Source organism: Pseudomonas indica NBRC 103045 (assembly GCF_002091635.1).
Taxonomy (GTDB): Bacteria; Pseudomonadota; Gammaproteobacteria; order Pseudomonadales; family Pseudomonadaceae; genus Pseudomonas_M; species Pseudomonas_M indica.
This window is the reverse complement of record NZ_BDAC01000011.1, coordinates 1-23,877: the sequence shown is the minus strand read 5'-3', so window position 1 is coordinate 23,877 and position 23,877 is coordinate 1. Positions and strand designations below refer to the sequence as shown.

At 57.8% G+C, this 23,877-nt stretch carries 21 protein-coding genes; 5 read left to right on the top strand and 16 right to left on the bottom strand.

Going from position 1 to position 23,877, the window contains the following annotated elements; all coding sequences use genetic code 11:
* Nucleotides 1–11: 11 nt before the first annotated feature.
* Nucleotides 12–560 (bottom strand): hypothetical protein, encoded by a 549-nt coding sequence (locus PIN01S_RS14195; protein ID WP_084336339.1) that lies wholly within the window; start codon nucleotides 558–560, stop codon nucleotides 12–14.
* Nucleotides 561–687: 127 nt separating this feature from the next.
* Nucleotides 688–1,089 carry a hypothetical protein gene (locus tag PIN01S_RS14190; RefSeq protein WP_084336338.1) on the bottom strand — a complete coding sequence of 134 codons (402 nt, stop codon included), beginning with the start codon at nucleotides 1,087–1,089 and terminating at the stop codon, nucleotides 688–690.
* 138 nt (nucleotides 1,090–1,227) lie between these two features.
* On the opposite strand from PIN01S_RS14190, the gene PIN01S_RS14185 reads away from it, so the two are divergent.
* Nucleotides 1,228–2,070 carry a CAP domain-containing protein gene (locus tag PIN01S_RS14185; protein WP_425287686.1) on the top strand — a complete coding sequence of 281 codons (843 nt, stop codon included), beginning with the start codon at nucleotides 1,228–1,230 and terminating at the stop codon, nucleotides 2,068–2,070.
* Between the two features lie 194 nt (nucleotides 2,071–2,264).
* Here PIN01S_RS14185 and PIN01S_RS14180 read toward each other — a convergent pair whose 3' ends face one another.
* Entirely contained in the window at nucleotides 2,265–4,271 is a 2,007-nt protein-coding gene (locus PIN01S_RS14180; RefSeq protein ID WP_084336336.1) for a peptidase U32 family protein, read from the bottom strand.
* Between the two features lie 198 nt (nucleotides 4,272–4,469).
* Between PIN01S_RS14180 and PIN01S_RS14175 the strand changes: the two genes are divergently transcribed.
* Nucleotides 4,470–5,501 carry a sterol desaturase family protein gene (locus PIN01S_RS14175; RefSeq protein WP_084336335.1) on the top strand — a complete coding sequence of 344 codons (1,032 nt, stop codon included), beginning with the start codon at nucleotides 4,470–4,472 and terminating at the stop codon, nucleotides 5,499–5,501.
* Between the two features lie 19 nt (nucleotides 5,502–5,520).
* Here PIN01S_RS14175 and PIN01S_RS26400 read toward each other — a convergent pair whose 3' ends face one another.
* Nucleotides 5,521–7,068, bottom strand: a complete 1,548-nt coding sequence (locus tag PIN01S_RS26400; protein WP_139198593.1) for a hypothetical protein — start codon at nucleotides 7,066–7,068, stop codon at nucleotides 5,521–5,523.
* 52 nt (nucleotides 7,069–7,120) lie between these two features.
* Entirely contained in the window at nucleotides 7,121–8,245 is a 1,125-nt protein-coding gene (locus PIN01S_RS14170) for a hypothetical protein (RefSeq protein ID WP_139198592.1), read from the bottom strand.
* Between the two features lie 136 nt (nucleotides 8,246–8,381).
* On the opposite strand from PIN01S_RS14170, the gene PIN01S_RS14165 reads away from it, so the two are divergent.
* A complete protein-coding gene (locus PIN01S_RS14165; RefSeq protein ID WP_084336333.1) occupies nucleotides 8,382–8,687 on the top strand; it encodes a hypothetical protein in 306 nt (101 codons plus the stop codon).
* A 176-nt stretch (nucleotides 8,688–8,863) separates the two neighbouring features.
* On the opposite strand, the gene PIN01S_RS14160 is transcribed toward PIN01S_RS14165, so the two are convergent.
* The 11 genes from PIN01S_RS14160 to PIN01S_RS14130 form a co-directional block, all read right to left on the bottom strand.
* Entirely contained in the window at nucleotides 8,864–9,208 is a 345-nt protein-coding gene (locus PIN01S_RS14160; protein WP_084336332.1) for a cupin domain-containing protein, read from the bottom strand.
* Nucleotides 9,209–9,373: 165 nt separating this feature from the next.
* Complete coding sequence (locus tag PIN01S_RS26395; RefSeq protein WP_139198591.1) at nucleotides 9,374–10,288, bottom strand: hypothetical protein; 915 nt, start codon at nucleotides 10,286–10,288, stop codon at nucleotides 9,374–9,376.
* Between the two features lie 11 nt (nucleotides 10,289–10,299).
* Nucleotides 10,300–10,836: an REP-associated tyrosine transposase gene (locus tag PIN01S_RS14155; RefSeq protein WP_084336331.1), complete on the bottom strand. Its 537-nt coding sequence runs from the start codon at nucleotides 10,834–10,836 to the stop codon at nucleotides 10,300–10,302.
* Between the two features lie 86 nt (nucleotides 10,837–10,922).
* Entirely contained in the window at nucleotides 10,923–11,375 is a 453-nt protein-coding gene (locus PIN01S_RS14150) for a BRO-N domain-containing protein (RefSeq protein WP_084336330.1), read from the bottom strand.
* 450 nt (nucleotides 11,376–11,825) lie between these two features.
* Complete coding sequence (locus tag PIN01S_RS26390) at nucleotides 11,826–12,179, bottom strand: hypothetical protein (protein WP_139198590.1); 354 nt, start codon at nucleotides 12,177–12,179, stop codon at nucleotides 11,826–11,828.
* Nucleotides 12,180–12,336: 157 nt separating this feature from the next.
* Nucleotides 12,337–13,164, bottom strand: coding sequence for a hypothetical protein (locus tag PIN01S_RS26385; RefSeq protein WP_139198589.1), 828 nt, complete (start codon nucleotides 13,162–13,164; stop codon nucleotides 12,337–12,339).
* Nucleotides 13,165–13,352: 188 nt separating this feature from the next.
* Entirely contained in the window at nucleotides 13,353–14,036 is a 684-nt protein-coding gene (locus tag PIN01S_RS26380; protein ID WP_139198588.1) for a hypothetical protein, read from the bottom strand.
* 37 nt (nucleotides 14,037–14,073) lie between these two features.
* Nucleotides 14,074–15,069, bottom strand: coding sequence for an HNH endonuclease (locus tag PIN01S_RS14145; protein WP_084336329.1), 996 nt, complete (start codon nucleotides 15,067–15,069; stop codon nucleotides 14,074–14,076).
* A gap of 149 nt (nucleotides 15,070–15,218) precedes the next feature.
* Nucleotides 15,219–15,509, bottom strand: a complete 291-nt coding sequence (locus PIN01S_RS14140) for a WYL domain-containing protein (protein ID WP_084336328.1) — start codon at nucleotides 15,507–15,509, stop codon at nucleotides 15,219–15,221.
* 446 nt (nucleotides 15,510–15,955) lie between these two features.
* Nucleotides 15,956–17,203, bottom strand: coding sequence for a ribonucleotide-diphosphate reductase subunit beta (locus tag PIN01S_RS14135; protein WP_084336327.1), 1,248 nt, complete (start codon nucleotides 17,201–17,203; stop codon nucleotides 15,956–15,958).
* 436 nt (nucleotides 17,204–17,639) lie between these two features.
* Complete coding sequence (locus tag PIN01S_RS14130; protein WP_084336326.1) at nucleotides 17,640–20,528, bottom strand: ribonucleoside-diphosphate reductase subunit alpha; 2,889 nt, start codon at nucleotides 20,526–20,528, stop codon at nucleotides 17,640–17,642.
* Between the two features lie 801 nt (nucleotides 20,529–21,329).
* Here PIN01S_RS14130 and PIN01S_RS14125 point away from each other — a divergent pair.
* Both PIN01S_RS14125 and PIN01S_RS14120 read left to right on the top strand, forming a co-directional pair.
* Nucleotides 21,330–22,049 carry a response regulator gene (locus tag PIN01S_RS14125; RefSeq protein ID WP_084336325.1) on the top strand — a complete coding sequence of 240 codons (720 nt, stop codon included), beginning with the start codon at nucleotides 21,330–21,332 and terminating at the stop codon, nucleotides 22,047–22,049.
* The gene (locus PIN01S_RS14120) at nucleotides 22,046–23,653 is read left to right on the top strand and encodes an ATP-binding protein (RefSeq protein ID WP_084336324.1); all 1,608 of its coding nucleotides are present in this window, start codon (nucleotides 22,046–22,048) and stop codon (nucleotides 23,651–23,653) included. The genes PIN01S_RS14125 and PIN01S_RS14120 overlap by 4 nt, the downstream gene beginning before the upstream one ends.
* The last annotated feature ends 224 nt before the right edge of the window (nucleotides 23,654–23,877 follow it).

Sequence of the window (23,877 nt, the reverse complement as noted above, 5' to 3'; positions counted from 1 at the left end):
GATGTCCGTTTCTATTCCTTCATCGCCTGGATGAACGCTGGGTCCCGATAGAGTTCGGCCAGCAGCTTGCGGACCAGCGGATTGAAGGCGTTCGCCGCAGCCGGGATGGCGATGGCGCCCACGAAATCGCTGTCCCAGGTATCGCTGACCGTCTTGTTGCTGCGGTACAGCGAGCGGTCGCCGTCACGCAGATCGAAATCCGCGCTGATTACGCCGTTACCGGTTCCAATTGGCGCGTTCAACTCGCTACGGCGCAGGCGCACATCCAAGCGGCGCGCTGACGCCGGGTCGAGCAGGCCAGCCAGGCGCAGCTCGCTTTCCAGCGCATTCTGCACATGCTTGCTTACCGAGCCTTCCGGGCTGCGGATCGGGTTGGCACGGGCAGACAGCGAGTCCTGGCCCGAATCGGCCACGACTTCGGATGAGCCGAGCTTGACCAGCGGAGCCTGGCTTTTCAGTGTCTGCACGTTGTCGAAGTTCGGCTCGTAGCGAGGCATGGAAACACCGCATCCCTGGAGAATCAGGGTGGCAGCGGCAAAGGGAATGAAGCGATTGAGCATGATGAGTCCGTTCGGGATAAATGAAGGGCGCAGGATGCTAGCACAATGATCTCTTGGCTCGGATCGCGCTTCACTCATCCAGATTTTCTTTCGCCAGCAGAGCTGGCTCCTACAGGTGGTTTGGGACTCAGGCATCGCGCAGCAGGTCGTGGGCGTCGAGCAGGCGGTAGGCGATTTCGGGGTGTTTCTCCAACCCACGGCGGACGGCGGCGGGGATCGACTGGCGGGTCTTGCGGCACAGGCCGGGATGTTCGTCGAGGCGGATGTCGAAGCCGCGCATGGTGCGCACCTCGTTGTAGCCGGGCTCGATGCTCAGGCGGATGCCGAGTTGTTCGTACATCCGCCGTTGCAGGTGGCGCAAGTCGTCCAGGCTGCGCAGGTTTTCCAGCCGCTCGAGCAGACGCTTTTCCTCGTTGCGGGTCAGCAACAGGATGCGTACGTCGCTGCCGGGCGTTTCCAGCAACTGCTCGCGCCCGCAGTTGCAGGTGCCGGGCGGGCAGGGGGAGCGGAGGGGCGGTGACTGGGTCATGACGCATGATCATAGCCAGCTGGCTGCGGGATTGCCCATGGCCGGTGATCATTCCACGCGGCAATCCAGCCATGGCGCGAGACGGCTCCGTCCCGCATCATGGCTGCAATCAGGTCGAAGGAGAGTTCCATGCGCGCCATGTCGTTCCTTTCATGCTTCGCTGCACTGTGGCTGGGGCTGGTCGCCAGCGCTGCCGCCGTGGCGGCCGAGGAAGCGCAGCTCGTCGAAGCGATCAATGTCTACCGCAGCGAAGTCCAGCGTTGTGCCGGCCGCGCCTCGGAACCGCTGCCGCCGCTGGCGCCCGATTCGCGCCTGGTGCTGTCGGCCGGTGGCGTGGGGGATTTGCAGCAGGCGCTGGCCGGTACCGGCTACCCGATGGTCAACGTCCAGGCGATCAGCCTGTCCGGCCCGCGCGATGCGCAGTCGGCCATGAAGGCGTTGCGGGAGACCTTCTGCCAGGTGGTGCTCGATCCACAGTTCGTCGATATCGGCGTGAGCCGACAAGACCGTGACTGGCGCATCGTGCTGGCGCGCCCCCTGCTAACCGGGCGCCTGGGCGATTGGCAAGCGGAAGGGCAGCAACTGCTCGAACAGCTCAACACGGCGCGCGCCCAGGCGCGCCAGTGTGGCGGCCAGTCGTTCAGCGCGGCAGCCCCCCTGACCTGGAACGCCGCCCTCGGCTCGGCTGCCGAATCGCACAGCCGGGCCATGGCCAACGGCAACTTCTTCGACCACCGCGACCGCGACGGCCGCACCCCTGGCGACCGGGCGGAGCTGGCCGGCTACAACGGCCGGCAGATCGGCGAAAACATCGCCGCCGGCCTCGACACCGCCCGCAAGGTGGTCGACGGCTGGCTGGCCAGCCCCGGCCATTGCGCCGTGCTGATGAACCCGCAGTTCAGCGAAGTAGGCGCGGCCTACGCAGTGGACCCGAAGAGCGACGCGGGCATCTATTGGACGGCGGTGTTCGGCACGCCTTGAGTGGCGGCTTGGGCCATGGCATTTGGGTAGAACGGTGATGCTCCGCCAGGCGAATAAATTCGCCCCTACACGAAAGCTGTGAGCCCACACGAATTGCCCCCTCGCCCCTCTGGGGAGAGGGCTGGGGTGAGGGGGCGGATTTTCGGCCTTACGCATAGCGCCCGGTTTGCTCACGGACCAGAAGTCTCAGCCCGTCACGCCCGCCCAGGACGGTTACGGATGGTCTTCAACAGATCTTCAGGCGTAATGCTGGCAACGACTTGGCCGGCCGCGCTGCCGGGCTGGGGCAGGTCGAGGATGTGGCCTTTGATCTTGCCGACCACGTGCATCTCGCACGGCTTGCAGTCGAATTTCAGCGTCAGCACCTCATCGCCGTGCACCAGCTGCATCGGCGCGACCTTGGTGCGCACGCCGGTGACGCCCTTGGCCTGCTTCGGACATAGGTTGAAGGAGAAGCGCAGGCAGTGCTTGGTGATCATCACCGGCACCTCGCCGGTTTCCTCGTGCGCCTCGTAGGCCGCGTCGATCAGTTGCACGCCGTGGCGGTGGTAAAAGTCGCGGGCCTTCTGGTTATAGACGTTGGCGAGGAACGACAGATGTGCCTCCGGGTACACCGGCGGCGGATCGCTCTCCGCCTTGCGCCCGCCACGCGGGTGGGCGGCCACGCGGGCTTCGGTGAGCGCCTCGATGGCCTCGCGACGCAGCGCCTTGAGCTGAGAAGCAGGGATGAAGAACGCTTGCGGCGCATCCAGCTCGACGCCCTCGGCGTGATAAATGGTGGTGCCCAACTGGGTCAGCAGGTCGCGCAACTGCTCCAGAGCCTGCTCCGGCTTGTTCGCCGCGCCGAAGGGGCCATCCAGCCGCACCGTGGCGCTCACGCCTTCCTCGCTGGTGGCGGTCAGCTCCAGACGCTCCTCGCGCAGTGTCGCCTGCCAGCGCACACCGATGCGGCGTTCGGCGGAGGTCTTCAGCAGCGCCTGCTGCCAGTCGTGATCCAGATTACGATTGAGCGGATGGTCCGGCCGCAGCCGGGCCAGCGCCTCGGGCATCTCGTTCGGCTCCACCCGGTAGCGCCAGCGCTTCTCGCCGTCTTCCATGAACTCGCCTTTCAGCTCCGCGATGTTGGCGCGAAAGCCCACCACCTTACGCTTCACCAGCACATTGAGGCCGTCGCCGTTGGACAGCGGCGCCTGGGTGATAGCGATCAGATCGCGCTTGTTCACCTTCTCCACATGGCCCACCGGCAGCCCGGTGAAGGTGGGGGAATCGAAGGCGCCGATATCGACCTTGCGCTCGTTGACGAAGTAATCGGTGCTGCCGCGGTGGAAGGTCTTTTCCGGATCGGGCACGAAGAAGTGCTCGGTACGGCCGCTGGAAGCACGGGCCAGGTCCGGGCGGTCTTCGAGAATCTCGTCCAGGCGCTGGCGGTAATAGGCGGTGATGTTCTTCACGTAGCCCATGTCCTTGTAGCGCCCCTCGATCTTGAACGAGCGCACGCCGGCGTCCACCAGGGCGCGCAGGTTGGCGCTCTGGTTGTTGTCCTTCATCGACAGCAGGTGCTTTTCATAGGCCACCACGCGGCCCTGGTCGTCCTTCAGGGTGTAGGGCAGGCGGCAGGCCTGGGAGCAGTCGCCCCGGTTGGCGCTGCGGCCGGTCTGCGCGTGGGAGATGTAGCACTGCCCGGAAAAGGCCACGCACAGTGCGCCATGGATGAAGAACTCGATGGCCGCGTCCGTCTCGTCGGCGATGGCGCGGATTTCCTTCAGGTTCAGCTCGCGGGCCAGCACCAGTTGGGAGAAACCGGCCTGGTCGAGGAACTTCGCCCGCTCCAGGGTGCGGATGTCCGTCTGGGTGCTGGCGTGCAGCTCGATGGGCGGGATGTCCAGCTCGAGGATGCCCATGTCCTGCACGATCAGTGCATCCACGCCGGCGTCATAGAGCTGGTGCACCAGGGTGCGCACCTGCTCCAGCTCATCGTCATGGAAGATGGTGTTGAGCGTGGTGAACACCCGCGCGTGGTAGCGGCGGGCGAATTCCACCAACTGGGCGATATCGCTCACCTCGTTGCAGGCATTGTGCCGCGCCCCGAAGCTCGGCCCGCCGATATACACGGCATCGGCCCCATGCAGGATCGCCTCGCGGGCGATCTGCACGTCGCGGGCAGGGCTGAGCAGTTCCAGATGGTGTTTGGGCAAGGACATGGTTTTCTTCTTTATCAGGCAAGGCACGGGCAAGGCGCGCATTGTAACGGGCCAGGGGGCGGGAGGCATCCGTGGGGTGCCGGGCGGCGGGAGCCGAGAACTGCACCGTTGTTTAGCTGAGACACGCTCTCATATACGAACGATTAGGCTTACCCCTATAATCCGCCACCTTTTCCAATCGGGCCGGCCTGTGCGTATATGGGCGTTTTCGAGACCCTGCATCACTACCTGAGCGCGTGGGCGATCGCACCGATCGCAGCCCAGTTCTCCGGCATCTTCGATCTGAACGGCCGCTTCGGCGTGTTGTTCCTGTGCATCTCTTACGCCGTGGCCTATGGCCTGTTCCGCTACCGCAAACAGCGCGGCCTGACCGATGCGGACTCGTTCTGGCAATTCATCGGCGGCGGTAAGGTGCATTGGCATCGCTCGGCGTTGCTGGATTACCGCTACTACTTCGTACGAGCCGTCCTGAAAGTGGCGCTGGTGGTTCCCATCGTCGGCCTGGTGGACCCTTACATCCTGCGCTCCGGCGACTACATCGCCTTCTTCACCAACCTGTGGGGCGCGCGCCCGCAGCTGGGGCAGAACCTTGCGTTGTCGCTGCTGTACGGACTGGGCCTGTTCCTGGTCAACGACTTCGTCCACTACTGGGTCCACCGGGTTTTTCATTGCAGTTGGCTGTGGGAGTTCCATAAGGTCCACCACTCGGCACCCGTACTGGTCCCGGCAACGGCGAGCCGGGTGCATTTCCTGGAAAAGGTGGTGAGCAAACTGGTCGGTGCCGTCTGCATCGGCGCCTATATCGGCGCCTTCTGGTATGCCTGCGGCGGCGAGATCAGCCGTTATACCCTGTTCGGCGTGACCTACCTGATGTTCATCTGCAACGCCCTGGCCGCCAACTTGCGCCACAGCCATGTCTGGCTCTCGTTCGGGCCGGTGGTCGAGCACGTGCTGAACAGCCCCGCCCAGCACCAAATCCACCACAGCGACGCGCCCAAGCACTTCCACAAGAACTTCGGCACCAACCTGTCCCTCTGGGATTGGATGTTCGGCACCCTCTACGTCACCACCTCCAAGCCGGAGGAGATCAAGTTCGGCACGGCGGAACAGGACGCCCACCGCTACCTGACGCTGTATAGCCTGATCGTCATGCCGTTCGTCGATACGGCGCGCAAGATAGTCTCGAAGCGGCAACCAGAGATTGAAATCAGATACAGAAGTTCTGATTAAGTTTCGCTTTCTTCCAGTATTAAAGCATCCAACTGAATGAATCTAGACTTTCATATTTGATAAAGCTTTTGTCATAGCGAACAAAGACCTTTTGTAAGATGGAATGGTCTTTTAAGATGTATTCTTTTTGTTCCATATTTTCATCCTTCCAGACAAAAATGATTCTTCCTTCTTTAGAGCTTAGAAATGTGCCGGCGAGAAATTTGCTCGATGCTGGGTTCGTTGTTGTTCCTAAAATGTGAGAGGGGATTTCGCCGCGCAATGCTGAGATTATTTCGTTCTTGTAAGTGATGTTGAAAAAGTTAACGATCTTGCTTGGGTTTTTTTTCTTCTGGAGCTCAACGAGATTATTTATGAGTAATTCGTCTTCTAGTAATTTATCTATAGGGAATTCTAAGAAGCTTTCGCGGGTGCCTGATGTGTGATGGTATTGAAGTGTGAGATTAGGTTTATTTGTAAAGTCTTCCGCAACGACTAATTGAAGTCCGGCATCTATCGCGGCAGATAGTGCAAGGGATACGCGCTGCCTGATTTTCTCACGAGCAGGATTTTCAGCGCCTAAAGCATTATTTAGTATGTTCAGATTCGGGGAGGGGAGATTCTGTATCCAGCTTGCGGCTAGTTTGACATTGGCTGCCATTTGTTCTTCGTGCGAAAGAGTTTTTATATATTCTATATAGTTGTCAAGGGCTGCGTGGAATGGTGATACGGTGGCTAAATATTCCGCGGTGCTACTAGTGTGGTTGAAATTCTCTCTGGTGCTTATGGTGGCTAACGCGTACTGAAAAGCTAGTTGGCCTGCTGAGGAGTTTATATTATGGTTTTTGAGCATTAAAAATGCTTGGTGACGCACGGTAGGGTGCGTATCTGGATTTTTTATTAAATCTATGGCTACTTCTGTTAATGCTTGATCTCTTTCGAATGCTTGTAGGATTTCAAACTTTCTGGTGGGGTCGAAATCTGTTCTTTGAAATATTTTTCTGAGCCTTTCAGCTGTGTCGTTATTAGCAAAAGGGAGTCCCCAGATTCCGCGTGCAGTAGAGAGTAGCTTAAGTGCGTCATAGAAATCTGCTGTATCAGAGTTTGTTGATTCGATTATGCTTAGTAGTCTTTTTTCGTCGCCTTTTTTGAAGGTTAGAGTTGAAAATTGTCGGCCTTGTGATTTTTCACGTGCTAGTTGAATCATATACGAGTCTAATAAGGCCCTGGTGCGATATTCGTCCAAGGTTTTGCTGGCGATAGATGTTTCAGTGTCCAGTGAGAGCCAGCTTTCTATGCGTTGTCTCATTTGGCTTTCCAGTGCGGCGCTTAAATTATTACCGATAAGTAAGGTAAATAAACCAATTCCAACAACAAAAATTCCACTTATGTAGGCAAGGAGTCTTATAACTTTGTTTATCGGCTCGTTTGACTGGCTCAGGATTTCTCTAGTTAGATCATATTTTATGCTCTCTATCCTTTCTAGATGGCTGTTTTTAAGCTCTTCTATTTTTATTTCAAGTTCTTTCTGCGTTTCGGCAATTTTTTGTTCAAGCGCTGTAGTGTTGGGAGTGTTTTTTTTGAACATGGCTCTTTCGGGTTTTGTTGAGTTTGGTTCTGTTAGTATTTGAGCGGCCTCATCATTCTTGGCGAATGATAGTCTTCAAAAATCGTGACGGAATTTGAACCTGTCGGGCGTCGTTATTGCTTCCGAGGATCAGTGTCAGCGTTTCCCCCAGAGACCAGACCACGTGCACATCCGTCAGGCTGCAATCCGGGGTGAGAGGTAAATTCTTGAGCATTGTTTCGCTGCAGTATTGAGGCTCCAACACAATGCTTTCTGCCTGATAGTTTCCCAGGCCCAGGCTCTTCATGGTGCGGTCTGGCAGACCGGCCAGGATGCCGCTGTAAAAAGCGATGATTAATGCGAAGAGCAACGAGAAATGAGCCGCGTACCTGAGCCCGCCGAAACTACCCATGGCGCATATGGCCGCCGTTAAGCAGGCTCCCAGCGGAATGAGGTAGATGGCCAGAATTTTCAAGTGGTCGCCGTTCAAATCATCGATGAAGTTCTTGGTATCGGCGATCAAGGTGAATGCCATGGCGTTCACTATTAGAACCGCTGCCCATGCATTGAAGGTGTATCGAAAGAAGGAATATTTCGGTAGCTTGAATACAAATTGAATAGCGATGCCGAACAGCAAGGCGATCAGCAGGCTCAGTCCCAGGAGCGCAATCAAGTAAAGGCTTGGAGAGAAGATCAGTACGGATGCAAGCATCACAGAGCAAAGGCTGTAGGGGCCGACAAAGCACAGAAACACCAGTAGAAACACATGTCCAATACGTTTGCTTTCATGAGCGGGAAACGAGGCTTTGATGCTTTGGCGGATATCCTGCTTCTCGATGAATCCATGGAAAATCCACAATCCGGGCGCCAGCAGCCAGAGCCACAATGTGCCGATGATGGCGAACCCCACCATGCCGGCACCGAGCAGCAATGATGAGAATTGCAGCAGGTCGAAACTGGGATAGAAATGGTGGGTATGGAAATACCGCAAGAAGAGGGCGAACCCTACTATCGGCGGAGCGAACTTGGCGATCTGAGACGAATGATTTTTGAAAAATTCCGTACTCAGAATTACTAATTTATCAATCAGGTCGTCATTTAATTCCGGTGCGGGACGATCACTCCATCTTTCCACTGGGCTTCCTTGCGCAAGTTGGCTGGCGCCGGGGATGGTAGAGCGTCGGGCCAGAGCTGTCACCCTGATACTTCTGCGTGCGTCAGAAAATGCCATCCAAACGCCATTAGCTCGCCTGTTCTATAGGGCCTGGAAAAGCGCCGTTGTACCGTCTTATGGACCGCCGAGGTTAGGCGGTATCAGCCAAAAGGACGTCATCATGAACAAGATCAAGCAGGCTCTATGCCTCAGCCTCTCCCTGACCGCCCTCGGTGTGGCGACGCTTCCTGCCCAGGCCAGCGTGGTCCGTTCGCCCGCCTTGGTCGAGGCGCCGGCAGTGGTCGTCGGTGAATCGCAGCAAACGACCCCATCGGTGTTCGCCCAAGTGGACAGCACTTCCGTAAACGCCCAGGGCATGACAGTCGCCTCGATGGCGACCAGTTGCGCCGACCCGCGGCCCTGGTACAGGTTCAGCGGGATCGAAGCGCTGACCTGCCTGTTCTCGGGGCAATGGTCGATTCCGTAAGAAAGCGATCAACCCAAGGGCGCCGGCCAGCACCGGCGCCGCTAGGGTTTCGTATTGACTTGCATGAGCCTGGGGGCTCGCTCACGACGAGGGACTCGATGCGTGCGGTGGCAGTAGGCTACCGGCCTCGCAGTGACGATAGCCGATACCGCCCCGATGAGTGACGAACAGCGGAATCAGGCGAAAACGAAATACTTCCGCACGGTTTCCACCACTTCCCAGGTGCCCTTCATACCGGGTTCGATCACGAACACATCGCCTGCCTTCAGGTGTACCGGCGCCTCGCCCTCCGGCGTAATCACGCAATAGCCGTCGAGGAAATGGCAGTACTCCCACTTCTCGTAATTCACCTCGAACTTGCCGGGGGTGCAGATCCAGGTGCCCATGATCTTGCTGCCGTCCTGGGAGACGTAGGCGTTGAGGTTCACGGTATGCGGGTCGCCGCCGATGCGCTTCCACTTGGTGGCGTCCAGCACGGGCGTGGGGCAGGTTTCGCGCAGCACGGTGATGAAGTCGGACATATCAGCTCCAGATCGATGGGATGAACGGCCCGTCACCATAGGCCCAACGCCCGCTCGGAGAATGCCTGGATTCGACGCCCAAGTGCCTGTAGGCGCAGTGCGGTCGCTGATCGTCATGATCGTTCCCACGCTCCGCGTGGGCATGCATCCCTGTGACGCTCTGCGTCACGACCCCCGGTGATCCATCTGGATTGCTGCTTTTGAGGATAAGTAATTTCGCCAAGGGGTATATTCAACTCTCACAAACGTGGTGATATTACCCCTGTCTTTTGCTAGAAACGGAAATTTAGTGGTGTCAAGTTGCATGCACCGCTCTTTTAGAGTTTTGCGTAAGGCTTTGTCCTGCTTGAATCCATTTTCTCTTAATGGGTGTGCGTCGAGACGAACATTGCAATCCAATAGGTTGCCAAAGGTGTTGGTTTCTATTTTAAATATGGCACTTCCTATGCTATCAATTTTCTGATCGGCGAATATATTGTTCCAGGCAAACTGGCTCTGTGCGTACTTTTGCCTTTGCCGAATGTTTTGGGCTATGAGTATTTTCTCGCCATTGTCGTTGTCAGGAGTGAAGGTTAGGTTGATTTTAAATTTGCTTATTTCATTTTCTGGTTTACGTTTGGGCACTTCGGGTGGGACGAGTGACCAGCAGAGATGCGCCATTTTTATGGAAAGCTCTTTGCTGGAATCTTCGAGATTACTCGTGTCATTTTTGCCTGGGCGTGTTTCGCAGTTTAGCAAATTGTTATTTTTGTCAAGGCTGAAAGAGATTTCTATATTCCCTGTGAGTTGTTCAATATTGGCATCGAAGGCGCGGTGGATGAAAGAGTTTCTCAGTTCTTGAGAGAAACGTATTGCTTCGTTTAATTGTTCTTCTCGACTCGATTGGGTTGAGTGGATGCCTTTATTGTGATTTGTCTGGCAGCCGGTTGTTGCTAGGTGAGCCAGTATTAGTAGTGTGATGGATGAGTACTTTAAGGTTTTTCTCATAGAAATTGTTGTGTGATGGCTTATGTTGCTTTGAATGAGTTCTCGGTTTTTCGGAATGATCGTTCCCACGCTCCGCGTAGGAATGTAGCCCATGACGCTCCGCGTCACGAGTCCCACCTGTCCACCTCGATCAACTCCTCCGCGCCGGCATAATTCCGGGCACTGGAATAACGCCAGTGTTCCGCCCGGTCCACATAGCCGCGTTTCACCGGGTTGAGGTGGATGTAGTCGAGCTTCTCCCGCATCACCGCCTCGCTGCACACCAGCTCCGCATGCGAGCCCTCCTGCCAGAGCTGATAGACCCGGTCGACCTTATGAGCGCGCTTGGCGAATCGCAGCCGCTGCAACGGCCGTTCGGCGCCGTTGCTTTCCAGATAGTCGATGATCCGCCGCGCCGTATAGGACTTGAACGCGCTGACCCGCTTGCCCAGCTCCGGCGCCTGGGCCACGAAGTGCAGGTGGTTTTCCAGCACCACATAGCCGTACAGGCGCAGGCCCTGGTGAGCCCGCTGGTAGCGCCAGCAATCGAGCAGGATGTCGACCAGGGCAGGGCGGGTGAACAGCGGCAGCCACTCCATCACCGTGCAGGTCAGGAAGTGCGGCTGGTCCGGTTCGGTGATGAGGTAGCGGCTGCGACCCATGTGTTCCTCCTTGAACGGGGTGAAGGGGACGCGGAGCGTCCCGGGCGGCATTCCCACGCGGAGCATGGGAACGATCGGTGGTATGCCTACCGCTCCAGCGAGGGCCACTGCCGGTACGGCACCCAGACCATGCCTTGCCAGTGCAGCACCGTCAGCGTCTGGCTCGGGCCGTGGAGGGTTTCGCGGCGGGGTTGGTGGTGGTCTTGCCGGTGCTGGTCGCGCAGGGCCGGGACCACCTCCTGGGTGATCCATTGGCGGATGCAGCGGTTTTCCGGGTGGTAGTAGTGAATGAGCGCGGCGTAGAGGGCGGACTCGCTGATCAACAACTCATCCCCGTACTCGCCCTGGCCGTCGCGCAGCCAGGCGCGGCAGTGCTGGTCGTCGTCCAGGCTACGGTGCACGCGCTCTTCCAACAGCGGTATGCCCATCAGCCGGCCAAGGTCACGGGCGCAGAACCAGCACTGGTCCTCCAGCAGCACGGCGCGCAGGTGGCGTTTGTGGCGAGTGAAAACGGTGGGGACCAGCACCTCTTCAGACATGGCACACCTCAGGGGTGGAGGAGGAAGAGGGCGGGAGGGGGGAAGCGTTTGCGTTGATATGAAGAAATACAGGCATATCCATGTCCTCAAGGGATACACCGCTGCTTTCGGGAGCAGTATTACCGCTATGTGAAGCGTTTCTTAGGCGCTGGGGCTGGAGGGTAGGAATTGGGCCAGGGGCGGTCAAGAAACGTAGCGAGTTGCCGGAGGGGAATGCCTGGAAATGCTGCCTATCTCACGGTTGATAATGGCGGTTTGATTTCGATCGTTCCCACGCTCTGCGTGGGAATGCAGCCTGTGACGCTCCGCGTCACGATCCACTGGGCCAGCGTGATCGGTTCTTCTGCTTCGGCGTAACGCTTGGGGCTTGGTGAGACAGGAGGCAGCGTCGGCAGGCGGGACGCGGAGCGTCCCGGGCGGCGTTTCCACGCAGAGCGTGGGAACGATCAATTACTCTTCAGGTATTTGATATCCATAGCGTTCGCCGAGGGCGTCGACATAATCCACATCTTGTGAGCATAAGTCATAGCCAGCGATGTAAGCCTGCATGTCTATATCTGAGCCTGGACCATTGCGCTGGGTATAGATAGCTTCGTCATATGCAGGAAGTTGGTAGTGAGAAAGAAATTCATTGATAAGTTTCTCTCTTTCAATATCCCCTTCTTGATAGCCTCCGTCGAAGAAGAGCCGATCAATACATGCGATCGCACCCCGATATCGAGATTGATCTTCTTTGGAATCGGCTGCGTGCATGAGGGGGGCGAGACAGAGGCCGAGGGTTAGTGTGGCAATGCGTAGATTCATAATGAGAGGTTCACTCTTGGAGTGGTTATGAGAAGTTATGGCAGATCATGTATTTCAAAGTCGTTGTCTTTTTGATCGTTCCCACGCTCTGAGTGGGAATGCAGCCTGTGACGCTCCGCGTCACGATCCAATTACGATGGGGTCGATCAAACCCAGCCTATTGTGTCTTCGAGTTTTGCGGCGAAGTATTTTCCGGTAATGAGGAAGTGCTCTGTGTATTGTCTGGAGGCGGAACGGAAACCAGAACCTTATCATCTAGCGGAAAAATGATTGTTCTTCCATCCAGGAACAATGCGATTCTTTCATTTGATGATGCAATTAAAAAGCCTCTGAATATCTCTTGGTTCTTATCGAGTACTGCTGTGCAGTGCCAGTCCTTTTTGTTCTCAATGCATCCTTGTGAATAGATTTCCTTGTTTTCTTTAACTGTCTGCTCTGCTGCGTATTCCCCGATAATTCCTGGGATGATTAATATTATTAAAATTAGAACTGGGGAAAATGTAATTAGGAATGCGGCAAGAAAAGCAAGTAGAAGTATGGCAAGAGGGATGCTGAGAAGGTTGTTTGAGTCTAATTTTGTTACTAGCTGCTTGGATTTTTTGCAGTTGGATAGCCAATTCAAAATAAAAAACTCAAGCCCTAGTGCGGCAAATGCACCCATAATGAAGAGGAATATCTTGGTGTCTTTGAAAATAAGACTTATCCAAGAGGATGATGCCTCTATAAAAGCATAATGTGCATAGATAAAGTAGTCGCTTGATTGTCTTTCGAACAAGTGGAATGGGATGTTTTGGGCTGAAAGAAGTGTTTGATAGTAGGTTAGCCCCGTAACATAAGGTGCCCAATACGAAATGAAACCTATAAGTGTGGTTATGATCGGGATTGTAAGTAGTTTTAAAGGGGCTCTCTTCTCTGGGTTTGTTTGGTTTTTAGAGGTGGATTTCTCTTCATTAGGGAGGGGGATGGTTTGTTTTTCTTTTTTCATATTGGTGTAGTTCTGTTTGGGATTGTCAGGTTTCTTTCTGGTGGGGATTTTTATAAGCGGCTATGATGTTTGTTATTCCCACTCAGGCGATGATAAGCCGCCAGACTCTTGAATAGGGATACGGAGCGTCCCGGGCGGGGTTCCCACGCAGAGCGTGGGAACGATCAGAGGTAATGGATTGATTCCTGTCACTGTGATTCTTCGAATAAAAGCTTCTCTATTTTCTTTGCGGATTGCTCTGGAAATGTCTGAGAGAGCACGAATAATCCAAGCATTGATAAAAGTACTATTCCTAAAAAGACAAAGAGCAGGGAAGTTGGTGTTGGGTTTTGAGTTGTAATGAACGCAATAAATATGGCGGCACTGAAGAGAAGGCAGAAAAAGCCAGTTATTAGGTTGTAGTAGTATCCAAATATATCTGAGGCGTTCATCTTTCTGATGGATATTAGCTGCTTGTTACTGGTTTCTATGTAGGGTAAGGCGCGTCTAATATGGGTCCAGTTTATGTGGTGAGAATGTTTTTTATGAAATAGGATTAAAGATTCGCGCCTTGACCGCTCAGCAAATATTCCGGTTGCCTGATTGAAGTAGTGTGCGTCTCGCGCGTCACATATGGCCTCAAGGGTAAGTTTGTTTGCTAGTTCAGACTTTTCTAGATAGCTGGAAATATATTCAAAACGTTTATTTTCTCGGTTGAGGTGGCTGCTGAAAAATTTCAATAAGTTTCTGTTAAAAAATAACCAGAATGCTATGGCCGTTAATGTGATCCAGCCATATGGCTCGCTGAGGGCCTGAAGTATTGCATCTATTAGATCGGGAATGCTTCTAATCGCTTCTGTGGTGCTGGTTATGAAGTTTGATTGTTCTGCCATGTGGTTTCCTTGTTTGTGGTCGATTGTCCAATTTCCTCTAAGAAAATCTTGTCGCGAATAGTGCCTGTTCCATTGCTTTGCTTATTTTTTCTGACCAATCATCGGGTAATGTAAGGGAAAGTGATAAGCGAAAAAGTCCAGTGGTTGGCTTTTCATTAATCATATTAATGAGGAATTCAGGTATTTTTGCGCACTCTTCAATGATTTTGCCTGCAATTCCAATAAGTAAATTTTGGACGCTTGAAAATTCCTCGCTGGTACGGGCAAAACGCACCGTCTCTTCCCAAGAAAGGGTACTATTGCAGATTTCTGCATATAAGCGACATGTCGTAACAATATTTATGTCATTGCCAGGTATTCCGGGCTCGCCCCATGCTCGGGTAAGTTCCGAGTTGGTTAGCTCGCTGAAAGCATGAGTAATTCCTTGAATTTCATTCATTCGATCCGAAAGCCAATGTATAAAGCTTTCGTTTTCAACACGAATTACTGGTTTAACGTAGAGGCCCCGCTTAAGTGCAGTCCACCGTTTTACTGTGGGTGCAAGTTCGTAACGAAGGACCTCAGCAGTAAGCTGATACTCCCAGTAATCACCTTTTTCGAGTATAAGTCTTTCGGCTAGATAGCTAAGGCGCCCAAACTCTTCAAGATGGCGCTGTTCATAGCGTTCTCTTAATGCATTCCCAGATTTTTCAACTTGCTCTGAGATGCGGCGTTCATGTTCACGTTGCCATTCAAAAAGAAGGCCGGCTGGATATTTGTTCGGATCATCATCAACTAGCTTGTGGCAATTGCCGCATAACCAAATAGCGTTCGAAATGGCACTGCGCTCTACTCCTGTCATGCTCGGATCATAGCGAGCTGAGCCAGGGTTTGCACCGTAAATATGGGCTGCCTCACCAATATTTATTGACTCATCTGGGTTGTCTGTCGGACCACTGGTTATAGCACCGCATTCTGGGTTTGAGCAGCGGTTTGCTGCGCGCTTGGCCAAAGTAGTAATTACTGGTTGTTTGAATTTATCTGCAGCTGCCATTTTATGCCTCCCGATTCGGTGAGGTAGCGACTACGGTCTATGAGTTCTTCCTTGAACTCAGTGAGAGGGCGGAGCGTCCCAGTAGGATTCCCACGCGGAGTGTGGGAACGATGAAGAGTGTCTCCGCCTTGAGTGCTTCGTTTGCTAGGTTACAGTTCGGCAAAGATTTGAGCCATGTGCTTGTCGCCGCGCTTGTAACCTGGACGAGGTCCATTAAAGCAATTTCCGGTGAGCTGGAGATCTTTCATTTTGGCGACCTCACACAAATCCCAGTCATGGCCGGGGGTTATATGCCTTCCTTGAGTTTGATAACAACGAAGAACATTATTCCCTGCTCTTGAGATTCCCAAGGCATGCGGTTCAACGATACGTGGCAGGCTATCGTATGTGAAGGAAAGTACTTGTTGATTGCGGATAGCGTTCGTTATCAAATCGATCATGGCTAATGGCCTCTTTCTAAGGGCGGGTGTTGGGGGGTAGCGTTAGCTACCCCCCAAAGGGGCTACAGCTTTACGAAGAAGCAAAACGGTTTTCCGTCTTTTCTTCGCACCTCTTTGCCGCTCCGCCAATGCTTAAAGGACATGCAAAACACTGCCTTAAAGCCGGGCGGCGGGGTGGGAGCTCCGCTCATGGCGAATACCTCTCATCCGAAGCCGTTGACACCGCCCGTTCGTTGACCATAATCACCCGGCGCATTTGCCTAAATGCCGAAGCGATTGATGCCTCACGTCAGTCGCGGCCCGTACAGGTGGGCTTTGTTCACCAGCACGGTCAAGACCCACGGTGGCCTGTAGGAGGGCCTCCGTGGGTTTCTTGTTTTTGGCTCCGAGTAATTTCGAAGCCGAGAAACGCTTCCTTGCGCCCCTCTAGTGGGATGAGGCGACTATCAATCCCAGCTCAACGCCCCACCCGTCTGATACTCAATCACCCGCGTCTCGAAGAAGTTCTTCTCCTTCTTCAGGTCCATGATTTCGCTCATCCACGGGAACGGGTTGGTGGTGCCCGGGTATTCTTCTTTCAGGCCGATCTGGGTCAGGCGGCGGTTGGCGATGAATTTGAGGTAGTCCTCCATCATCGCGGCGTTCATACCGAGTACGCCGCGGGGCATGGTGTCGCGGGCGTATTCGATTTCCAGTTGGGTGCCCTGGAGGATCATCTGGGTCGCTTCGTCCTTCATGGCGGCGTCCCACAGGTGCGGGTTTTCGATCTTGATCTGGTTGATCACGTCGATGCCGAAGTTCAGGTGCATGGACTCGTCGCGGAGGATGTACTGGAACTGTTCGGCGGTGCCGGTCATTTTGTTGCGGCGGCCCATGGAGAGGATCTGGGTGAAGCCGCAGTAGAAGAAGATGCCTTCCAGCACGCAGTAGTAGGCGATGAGGTTGCGCAGGAATTCCTTGTCGGTCTCGACGGTGCCGGTGTTGAAGTTCGGGTCGGAGATCGAGCGGGTGTACTTGAGGCCCCAGGAGGCTTTCTTAGCGACTGAGGGAATCTCGTGGTACATGTTGAAGATTTCGCCTTCGTCCATGCCCAGGGACTCGATGCAGTACTGGTAGGCATGGGTGTGGATGGCTTCTTCGAAGGCCTGGCGCAGGATGTACTGGCGGCACTCGGGGTTGGTGATGAGGCGGTAGACGGCCAGCACCAGGTTGTTGGCGACCAGGGAGTCGGCGGTGGAGAAGAAGCCGAGGTTGCGCTTGACGATGCGGCGTTCGTCTTCGGTGAGGCCGTCCTTGCTCTTCCACAGGGCAATGTCGGCGTTCATGTTCACTTCCTGGGGCATCCAGTGGTTGGCGCAGCCATCCAGGTATTTCTGCCAGGCCCAGTCGTACTTGAAGGGGACGAGTTGGTTGAGGTCGGCGCGGCAGTTGATCATGCGCTTTTCGTCGACGCGTACGCGGGCGGCGGCGCCTTCGAGGTCTTCCAGGCCTTCCTGTACGTCGAGTTCGTTCAGTGCGGCCTTGGCGCGGGCCACGGCGTCGGAGTCGTCGGCGGCCACGGCGCGGGCTTCATGGGCGGCGGCATCGCCAACGCTGTCGAGTTTTTCGATGCTCAGTTCGGCGGTGGCTTGCGCAGCGGCCGGCTTGGCGGCGGTGCCTTCTTCGGGTTTGTCGAATTCGTCCCAGCTCAGCATGTGGGTTCCTCCTGGTCGGTGACCGGTGCGTTGCCGGTCGGACTGTTGCGGTTGCCTTTGGGTTTGTGCACGCAAAGGCGGAGTTCTGTGTGGGGTGAGGTCTTTGTGTTGGGCTTTGGTCCGCCCCCTCACCCTAGCCCTCTCCCCAGAGGGGCGAGGGGATGCCGCGCTGGGGCGCGGCGGTGTTGCGTGTACGGCTTTGGTTTTTTGAGGTGGTTTTTGGTCCGCCCCCTCACCCTAACCCTCTCCCCAGAGGGGCGAGGGGATGCCGCGCTGGGCGCGGCGGTGTTGCGTGTACGGCTTTGGGTTTTAGAGGTGGTTTTTGGTCCGTCCCCTCACCCTGGCCCTCTCCCCAGGGGGGAGAGGGGATGCCGCGTCGGGCGCGGCGGTTACGGCGCATTGCTTGTGGCTTACCGCTTAAAGCTTGCCGCTGCTCTTACTGGCACGCCTCGCAGTCCGGGTTGTCGATGCTGCAGGCCTTGGGTACCGGGGCCGGGGCGGGTTCGGCGGCCGGGGCGGCTTGCAGGGTTTCGTCGATGGCCGAGGACACGGCGTTGAGCTTGCCGGTGTTGATGGTGGACTTCTCGGTGCTGGTGGCGGCCAGGGCACGGAGGTAGTAGGTGGTCTTGAGGCCACGGAACCACGCCATGCGGTAGGTCACGTCCAGCTTCTTGCCCGAGGCGCCGGCGATGTAGAGGTTCAGTGACTGGGCCTGGTCGATCCACTTCTGGCGGCGGCTGGCGGCTTCGACGATCCAGCGGGTCTCCACTTCGAAGGCGGTGGCATACAGGTCTTTCAGGTCTTGCGGGATGCGCTCGATCTGCTGCACGGAGCCGTCGTAGTACTTCAGGTCGTTGACCATGACCGGGTCCCACAGGCCGCGGTTCTTGAGGTCGCGGACGAGGTAGGGGTTGATCACGGTGAACTCGCCGGAGAGGTTCGACTTCACGTAGAGGTTCTGGTAGGTCGGCTCGATGGACTGCGACACGCCAATGATGTTGGAGATGGTCGCGGTCGGGGCGATGGCCATGATGTTGGAGTTGCGGATGCCTTTCTTCACGCGCTCGCGCAGCGGGGCCCAGTCCAGCGACTCGGACAGGTCGACGTCGATGTACTTCTGGCCGCGCGCTTCGATGAGGATTTGCTGGGAGTCCAGCGGCAGGATGCCCTTGGACCACAGGGAGCCGTCGAAGGTGGAGTAGCTGCCGCGCTCGTCGGCCAGGTCGCAGGAGGCCTGGATGGCGTAGTAGCTGATGGCTTCCATGGACTTGTCGGCGAACTCAATGGCCGCGTCGGAGCCATAGGCGATGTGCTGCAGGTACAGGGCATCCTGGAAGCCCATCAGGCCGAGGCCGACCGGACGGTGCTTGAGGTTGGAGTTACGCGCCTGCGGCACGCTGTAGTAGTTGATGTCGATGACGTTGTCGAGCATGCGCACGGCGGTCTTCACGGTGCGGCCGAGCTTCTCGACGTCGAGCTTGCCGTCGACGATGTGGTTGACCAGGTTGATCGAGCCCAGGTTGCAGACGGCGATCTCGTCCTTGTTGGTGTTCAGGGTGATCTCGGTGCAGAGGTTGGAGCTGTGCACCACGCCTACGTGCTGCTGCGGGCTGCGCAGGTTGCACGGGTCCTTGAAGGTCAGCCAGGGGTGGCCGGTCTCGAACAGCATGGAGAGCATCTTGCGCCACAGGTCTTTGGCGGCGATGGTCTTGAACAGCTTGATCTTGCCGTACTTGGTCAGCTCTTCGTAGTACTCGTAGCGCTCTTCGAAGGCGCGGCCGGTGAGGTCGTGCAGGTCCGGCACGTCGGACGGGGAGAAGAGGGTCCACTGGCCGTCGTCGAACACGCGCTTCATGAACAGGTCCGGAATCCAGTTCGCGGTGTTCATGTCGTGGGTGCGGCGGCGGTCGTCACCGGTGTTCTTGCGCAGTTCGAGGAATTCCTCGATGTCCAGGTGCCAGGTTTCCAGGTAGGCGCAGACAGCGCCCTTGCGCTTGCCACCCTGGTTGACGGCGACGGCGGTGTCGTTGACCACTTTCAGGAAGGGCACGACGCCCTGGGATTTGCCGTTGGTGCCCTTGATGTAGGAGCCCAGCGCGCGCACCGGGGTCCAGTCGTTGCCCAGGCCGCCGGCGAATTTGGACAGCATGGCGTTGTCGTGGATGGCGTTGTAGATACCCGAGAGGTCGTCCGGCACGGTGGTCAGGTAGCAGCTGGAGAGCTGCGGGCGCAGGGTGCCGGCGTTGAACAGGGTTGGGGTGGAGGCCATGTAGTCGAAGGACGACAGCAGGTTGTAGAACTCGATGGCGCGCTCGTTCTTCTGCGGCTCTTCGATGGCCAGGCCCATGGCGACGCGCATGAAGAAGACCTGCGGCAGCTCGAAGCGGATGCCGTCCTTGTGCAGGAAGTAGCGGTCGTAGAGGGTCTGCAGGCCGAGGTAGGTGAACTGCTGGTCGCGCTCGTGGTTCAGCGCGGCGCCCAGTTTGGCCAGGTCGTATTCCTTGAGTTTCGGGTCGATCAGCTCGAACTCGACGCCTTTTTCCACGTAGGCCGGCAGAGCCTTGGCGTAGAGGTCGGCCATTTCGTGGTGGGTGGCGGCTTCGGCGATGCCGAGGAAGCCCAGCGCTTCGGCGCGCAGGGTGTCCATCAGCAGGCGGGCGGTGACGTAGGAGTAGTTCGGCTCGCGCTCGACCAGGGTGCGGGCGGTCATCACCAGGGCGGTGTTGACGTCCTTCTCGGCGACGCCGTCGTAGAGGTTCTTCAGGGTTTCGCGTTCGATCAGCGCGCCGTCCACTTCGGCGAGGCCTTCGCAGGCTTCGCGGATGATGGTCTGCAGGCGGCCCAGGTCGAGGGCGACCAGGCTGCCGTCGGCACGGGTGACGCGGATGCTCGGGTGCGGCTGGGCCGGCTGCTCGGCGCTGCCGCGCTTGCGCTCTTGGGCGCGGGCTTCGCGGTAGAGCACGTAGTCGCGGGCGACTTTCTGCTCGCCGGCGCGCATCAGGGCCAGTTCGACCTGGTCCTGGATTTCTTCGATGTGGATGGTGCCGCCGGAGGGCATGCGGCGCTTGAAGGTGGCGGTGACCTGCTCGGTCAGGCGGCGCACGGTGTCGTGGATGCGCGACGAGGCGGCGGCGGTGCCGCCTTCTACTGCGAGGAACGCCTTGGTGATGGCGACGGTGATCTTGTCGTCGGTGTACGGCACCACGGTGCCGTTACGCTTGATCACGCGCAGCTGGCCCGGTGCCGTGGCCGCCAGATCCAGATTGGAATCGGCCGCCTGCGGCGCGATGGCCTGCGGGTTCTCGCGAGTAGTGTCTGTCTGCATGGGGTTCTCCACGTTTCTAATTTATGTATCGGAGGCACTGGCGTGCCGGCCGTCATTCCCTTGGTCAAAACGACTCATGCCGGTACTCCGACCGGGCATGCAAATCGTCGACGTGGAGCGAAGGCACGGACCGCAAGTGCCTTCCTGGCTCCAGCGTCGGGCCGCGAAAACCATCTTCGCGACCACTACCCCTAGTGGTATGCCCTGTTTCGGGCTATGCACTTTCCGGCTGCCCGGCGCTCACGGCGCCATCCGGCTCGGAGACGGCGCACGCGGGCCGTCGGGGTTGAAAATGTGCTGCACTTTATATGCCGAAAGGCCCTTTTCATGGGGCCTTTCGTGTGAATCCAGTCTAGTGCTTCTTTTTAAGGTGAGACCCAAGATGTAGGGGTCTATCGCAATAGCGATACAAGATAATGCGCTATCCGGGGTATTGCAAGGTGAGGGCACAACGCGGGCCTGTGGATATCTTGTGGGTGAATTGTGGGTCTTTTTGGGGTAACTCCGTGGAGGCCGCGTGGTGGCTGGGCTTGGCCATTCGTCGTGGTTTGACGTCCTGATGACGGCCCCGTGCGCGGATGTCGCAGCTGCAAGAGGCTACCACTACATATAGTGTTTGGGATTGCCTGTTGGCATGGGCTGTGCTTTGTGCGGTTTGTCACGATTTATAGGGAGGCAGGAGGCATTGGAAGTAGCGTCGGCTCTCCTAAAATGGAGGAGGCCGGCGAACGTCGGGCGGGCTCCGCGCCCCGCTCATTGCTACAATGCCCGCCGCTTTGCAGTCCTGATGGGGAGACAGCGGTGGAGCATGAAGGCTGGCAAATCCTGATCGTCGAAGATGACCGCCGTCTGGCCGAGCTGACGCGGGAATATCTCGAAAGCAACGGCTTGAAGGTGGCCATTGAGGCCGATGGCGCCAAGGCTGCCGAACGCATCGTGCGCGAGCAGCCGGACCTGGTGGTGCTCGACCTGATGCTGCCCGGCGAGGATGGCCTGAGCATCTGCCGCAAGGTGCGCGACGGCTACGACGGGCCGATCCTGATGCTCACCGCGCGCACCGACGATATGGACCAGGTGCTCGGCCTGGAAATGGGCGCCGATGACTACGTGTGCAAGCCGGTGCGTCCGCGTGTGCTGCTGGCGCGCATCCGGGCCCTGTTGCGGCGCAGCGAGGGGCCGTCGGAGTCGGCCGGCGAGGGCGCGCAGCGCCGCCTGACCTTCGGCCCGCTGGTGATCGACAACGCCATGCGCGAAGCCTGGCTGGCCGAGCGCAGCATCGAGCTGACCAGTGCCGAGTTCGATCTGCTCTGGCTGCTGGCGTCCAATGCCGGGCGCATTCTCTCCCGAGAGGAAATCTTCAATTCTCTGCGCGGAATCGAGTACGACGGCCAAGACCGTTCCATCGACGTGCGCATTTCTCGCATCCGCCCGAAAATCGGTGACGACCCGATGCATCCCCGTCTGATCAAGACGGTGCGCAGTAAGGGCTATCTGTTCGTCGGCGAAGCGGCGGTGCTGTGAACTCCATCTTCCTGCGCATCTACGGCGGCATGCTGGCCGCCCTGGTGCTGGTGGCGTTGCTGGGTGTCGGCGCGCTGCATCTGGTCAACGAGGTGCGTTCGGACCAGTACCGCGAGAGCCTGGCGCGTGGGACCTTCCGCCTGATGGCCGACAATCTGGCGCCGATGAATGCCGTGGAGCGACGCCGGGCCACGGCGCTCTGGGGACGCTTGCTGGGCATTCCGCTGGAGGTCCGGCCGCTGGCTGAGGAGGGCATCGACAGCGGTGCCCGCGCCCGGCTGTTCCGGGGGCAGATTCTGGTGGAGCAGACCGGGCCGCATGCAGCCAAGGTCTACGCGTTGGTCAGCCAGGCCGAGGGCCTGCTGCTGGTGGGTTCGGTGCAGCAGATCAGCGAGCAGTTGGCCCGCGCCACCATCTATCTGTTGATCGACGAGTTGGTGCGCTTCCCCGTCGATGAGCAGCCCACGCGGCTGGCCGACCTGAAGGCGGCCAAGCAGTTCGGCTTCGAGCTGCATCTGGTGACGCTGGATAAGGCCGATCTCGATCAGGACCAGCGCCGCCGCATCGACGAGGGCGACACGGTGATGGCGCTGGACAAGGGCGGCGATGCGATCCGTGTCTTCGCCGGCATCGTCGACACGCCCTGGGTGCTGGAAATCGGCCCGCTGTACCAGATGAATCCCTACCCGCCGCAGTTGCTGGTGCTGATCGGCGTGCTCGGCCTGAGCCTGATCGGGCTGATCGTCTACCTGCTGGTGCGGCGCCTGGAGCGTCGTCTGTCCGATCTGGAGAGCGCCGCCACGCGTATCGCCGGCGGCAGCCTGGAGGCGCGCGTGCCGGCCAGCGGGGCGGATTCGGTGGGGCGGCTGGCGGCGGCTTTCAACCACATGGCCGAGCACCTGCAGCAGCTTCTCTCGGTGCAGCGCGAGATGGTCCGCGCGGTGTCCCACGAGTTGCGCACGCCGGTGGCGCGGCTGCGCTTCGGCCTGGAGATGATCGCCGACGCCGAGACGGAGAAGGCGCGGCAGAAGTACATGGAGGGCATGGACAGCGACATCCAGGACCTCGACCGGCTGGTGGACGAGATGTTGGTCTATGCGCGCCTGGAGCAGGGCTCGCCGGCGCTGAACTTCCAGCAGGTCGATCTGCATGCGCTGCTCGATCAGGTGATCGCCGAGCTGGCGCCGCTGCGTGCCAGCGTGCGGGTGGAGCAGGGGCCGTCGCAGGATGCGCCGGAGGGCGGGGCCTGGGTCGAGGCGGAGCCGCGTTACCTGCACCGGGCCTTGCAGAACCTGGTGACCAACGCGATGCGCCACGCCGAGTCGCGGGTGCGGGTGAGCTACCGGATTGGCCAACGGCGTTGCCGCCTGGACGTGGAAGACGACGGGCCGGGCGTACCGGAGGAGGCGTGGGAGCGCATCTTCAGCCCCTTCCTGCGCCTGGACGACAGCCGCACCCGGGCCTCCGGTGGGCATGGGCTGGGGCTTTCCATCGTGCGGCGGATCATCTACTGGCACGGCGGCCGCGCCCTGATCGGCCGCAGCGACCTCGGCGGCGCGCAGTTCAGCCTGGTATGGCCGCGTCGGCAGGGGGAGGAGGAGTAGGCGGAAGGGGGGATGGGCGGACGGTTTGTCCCACGAAATCTGGCCTGCCTTTGTTGAGTGGGCCGGCTTGCGAACAGGTTCTGCCAACGTTTCGCCAGCAGAGCTGGCTCCTACGGGTGGTGGTTATCTTGAGAAAATGCGCCCGGCTCGGCTCCGCCCTCTCACAACTAGGCGTCCCCCCTCTCCCCGGCGGGGAGAGGGGCGGTCTGGGTGAGGCCGGCACC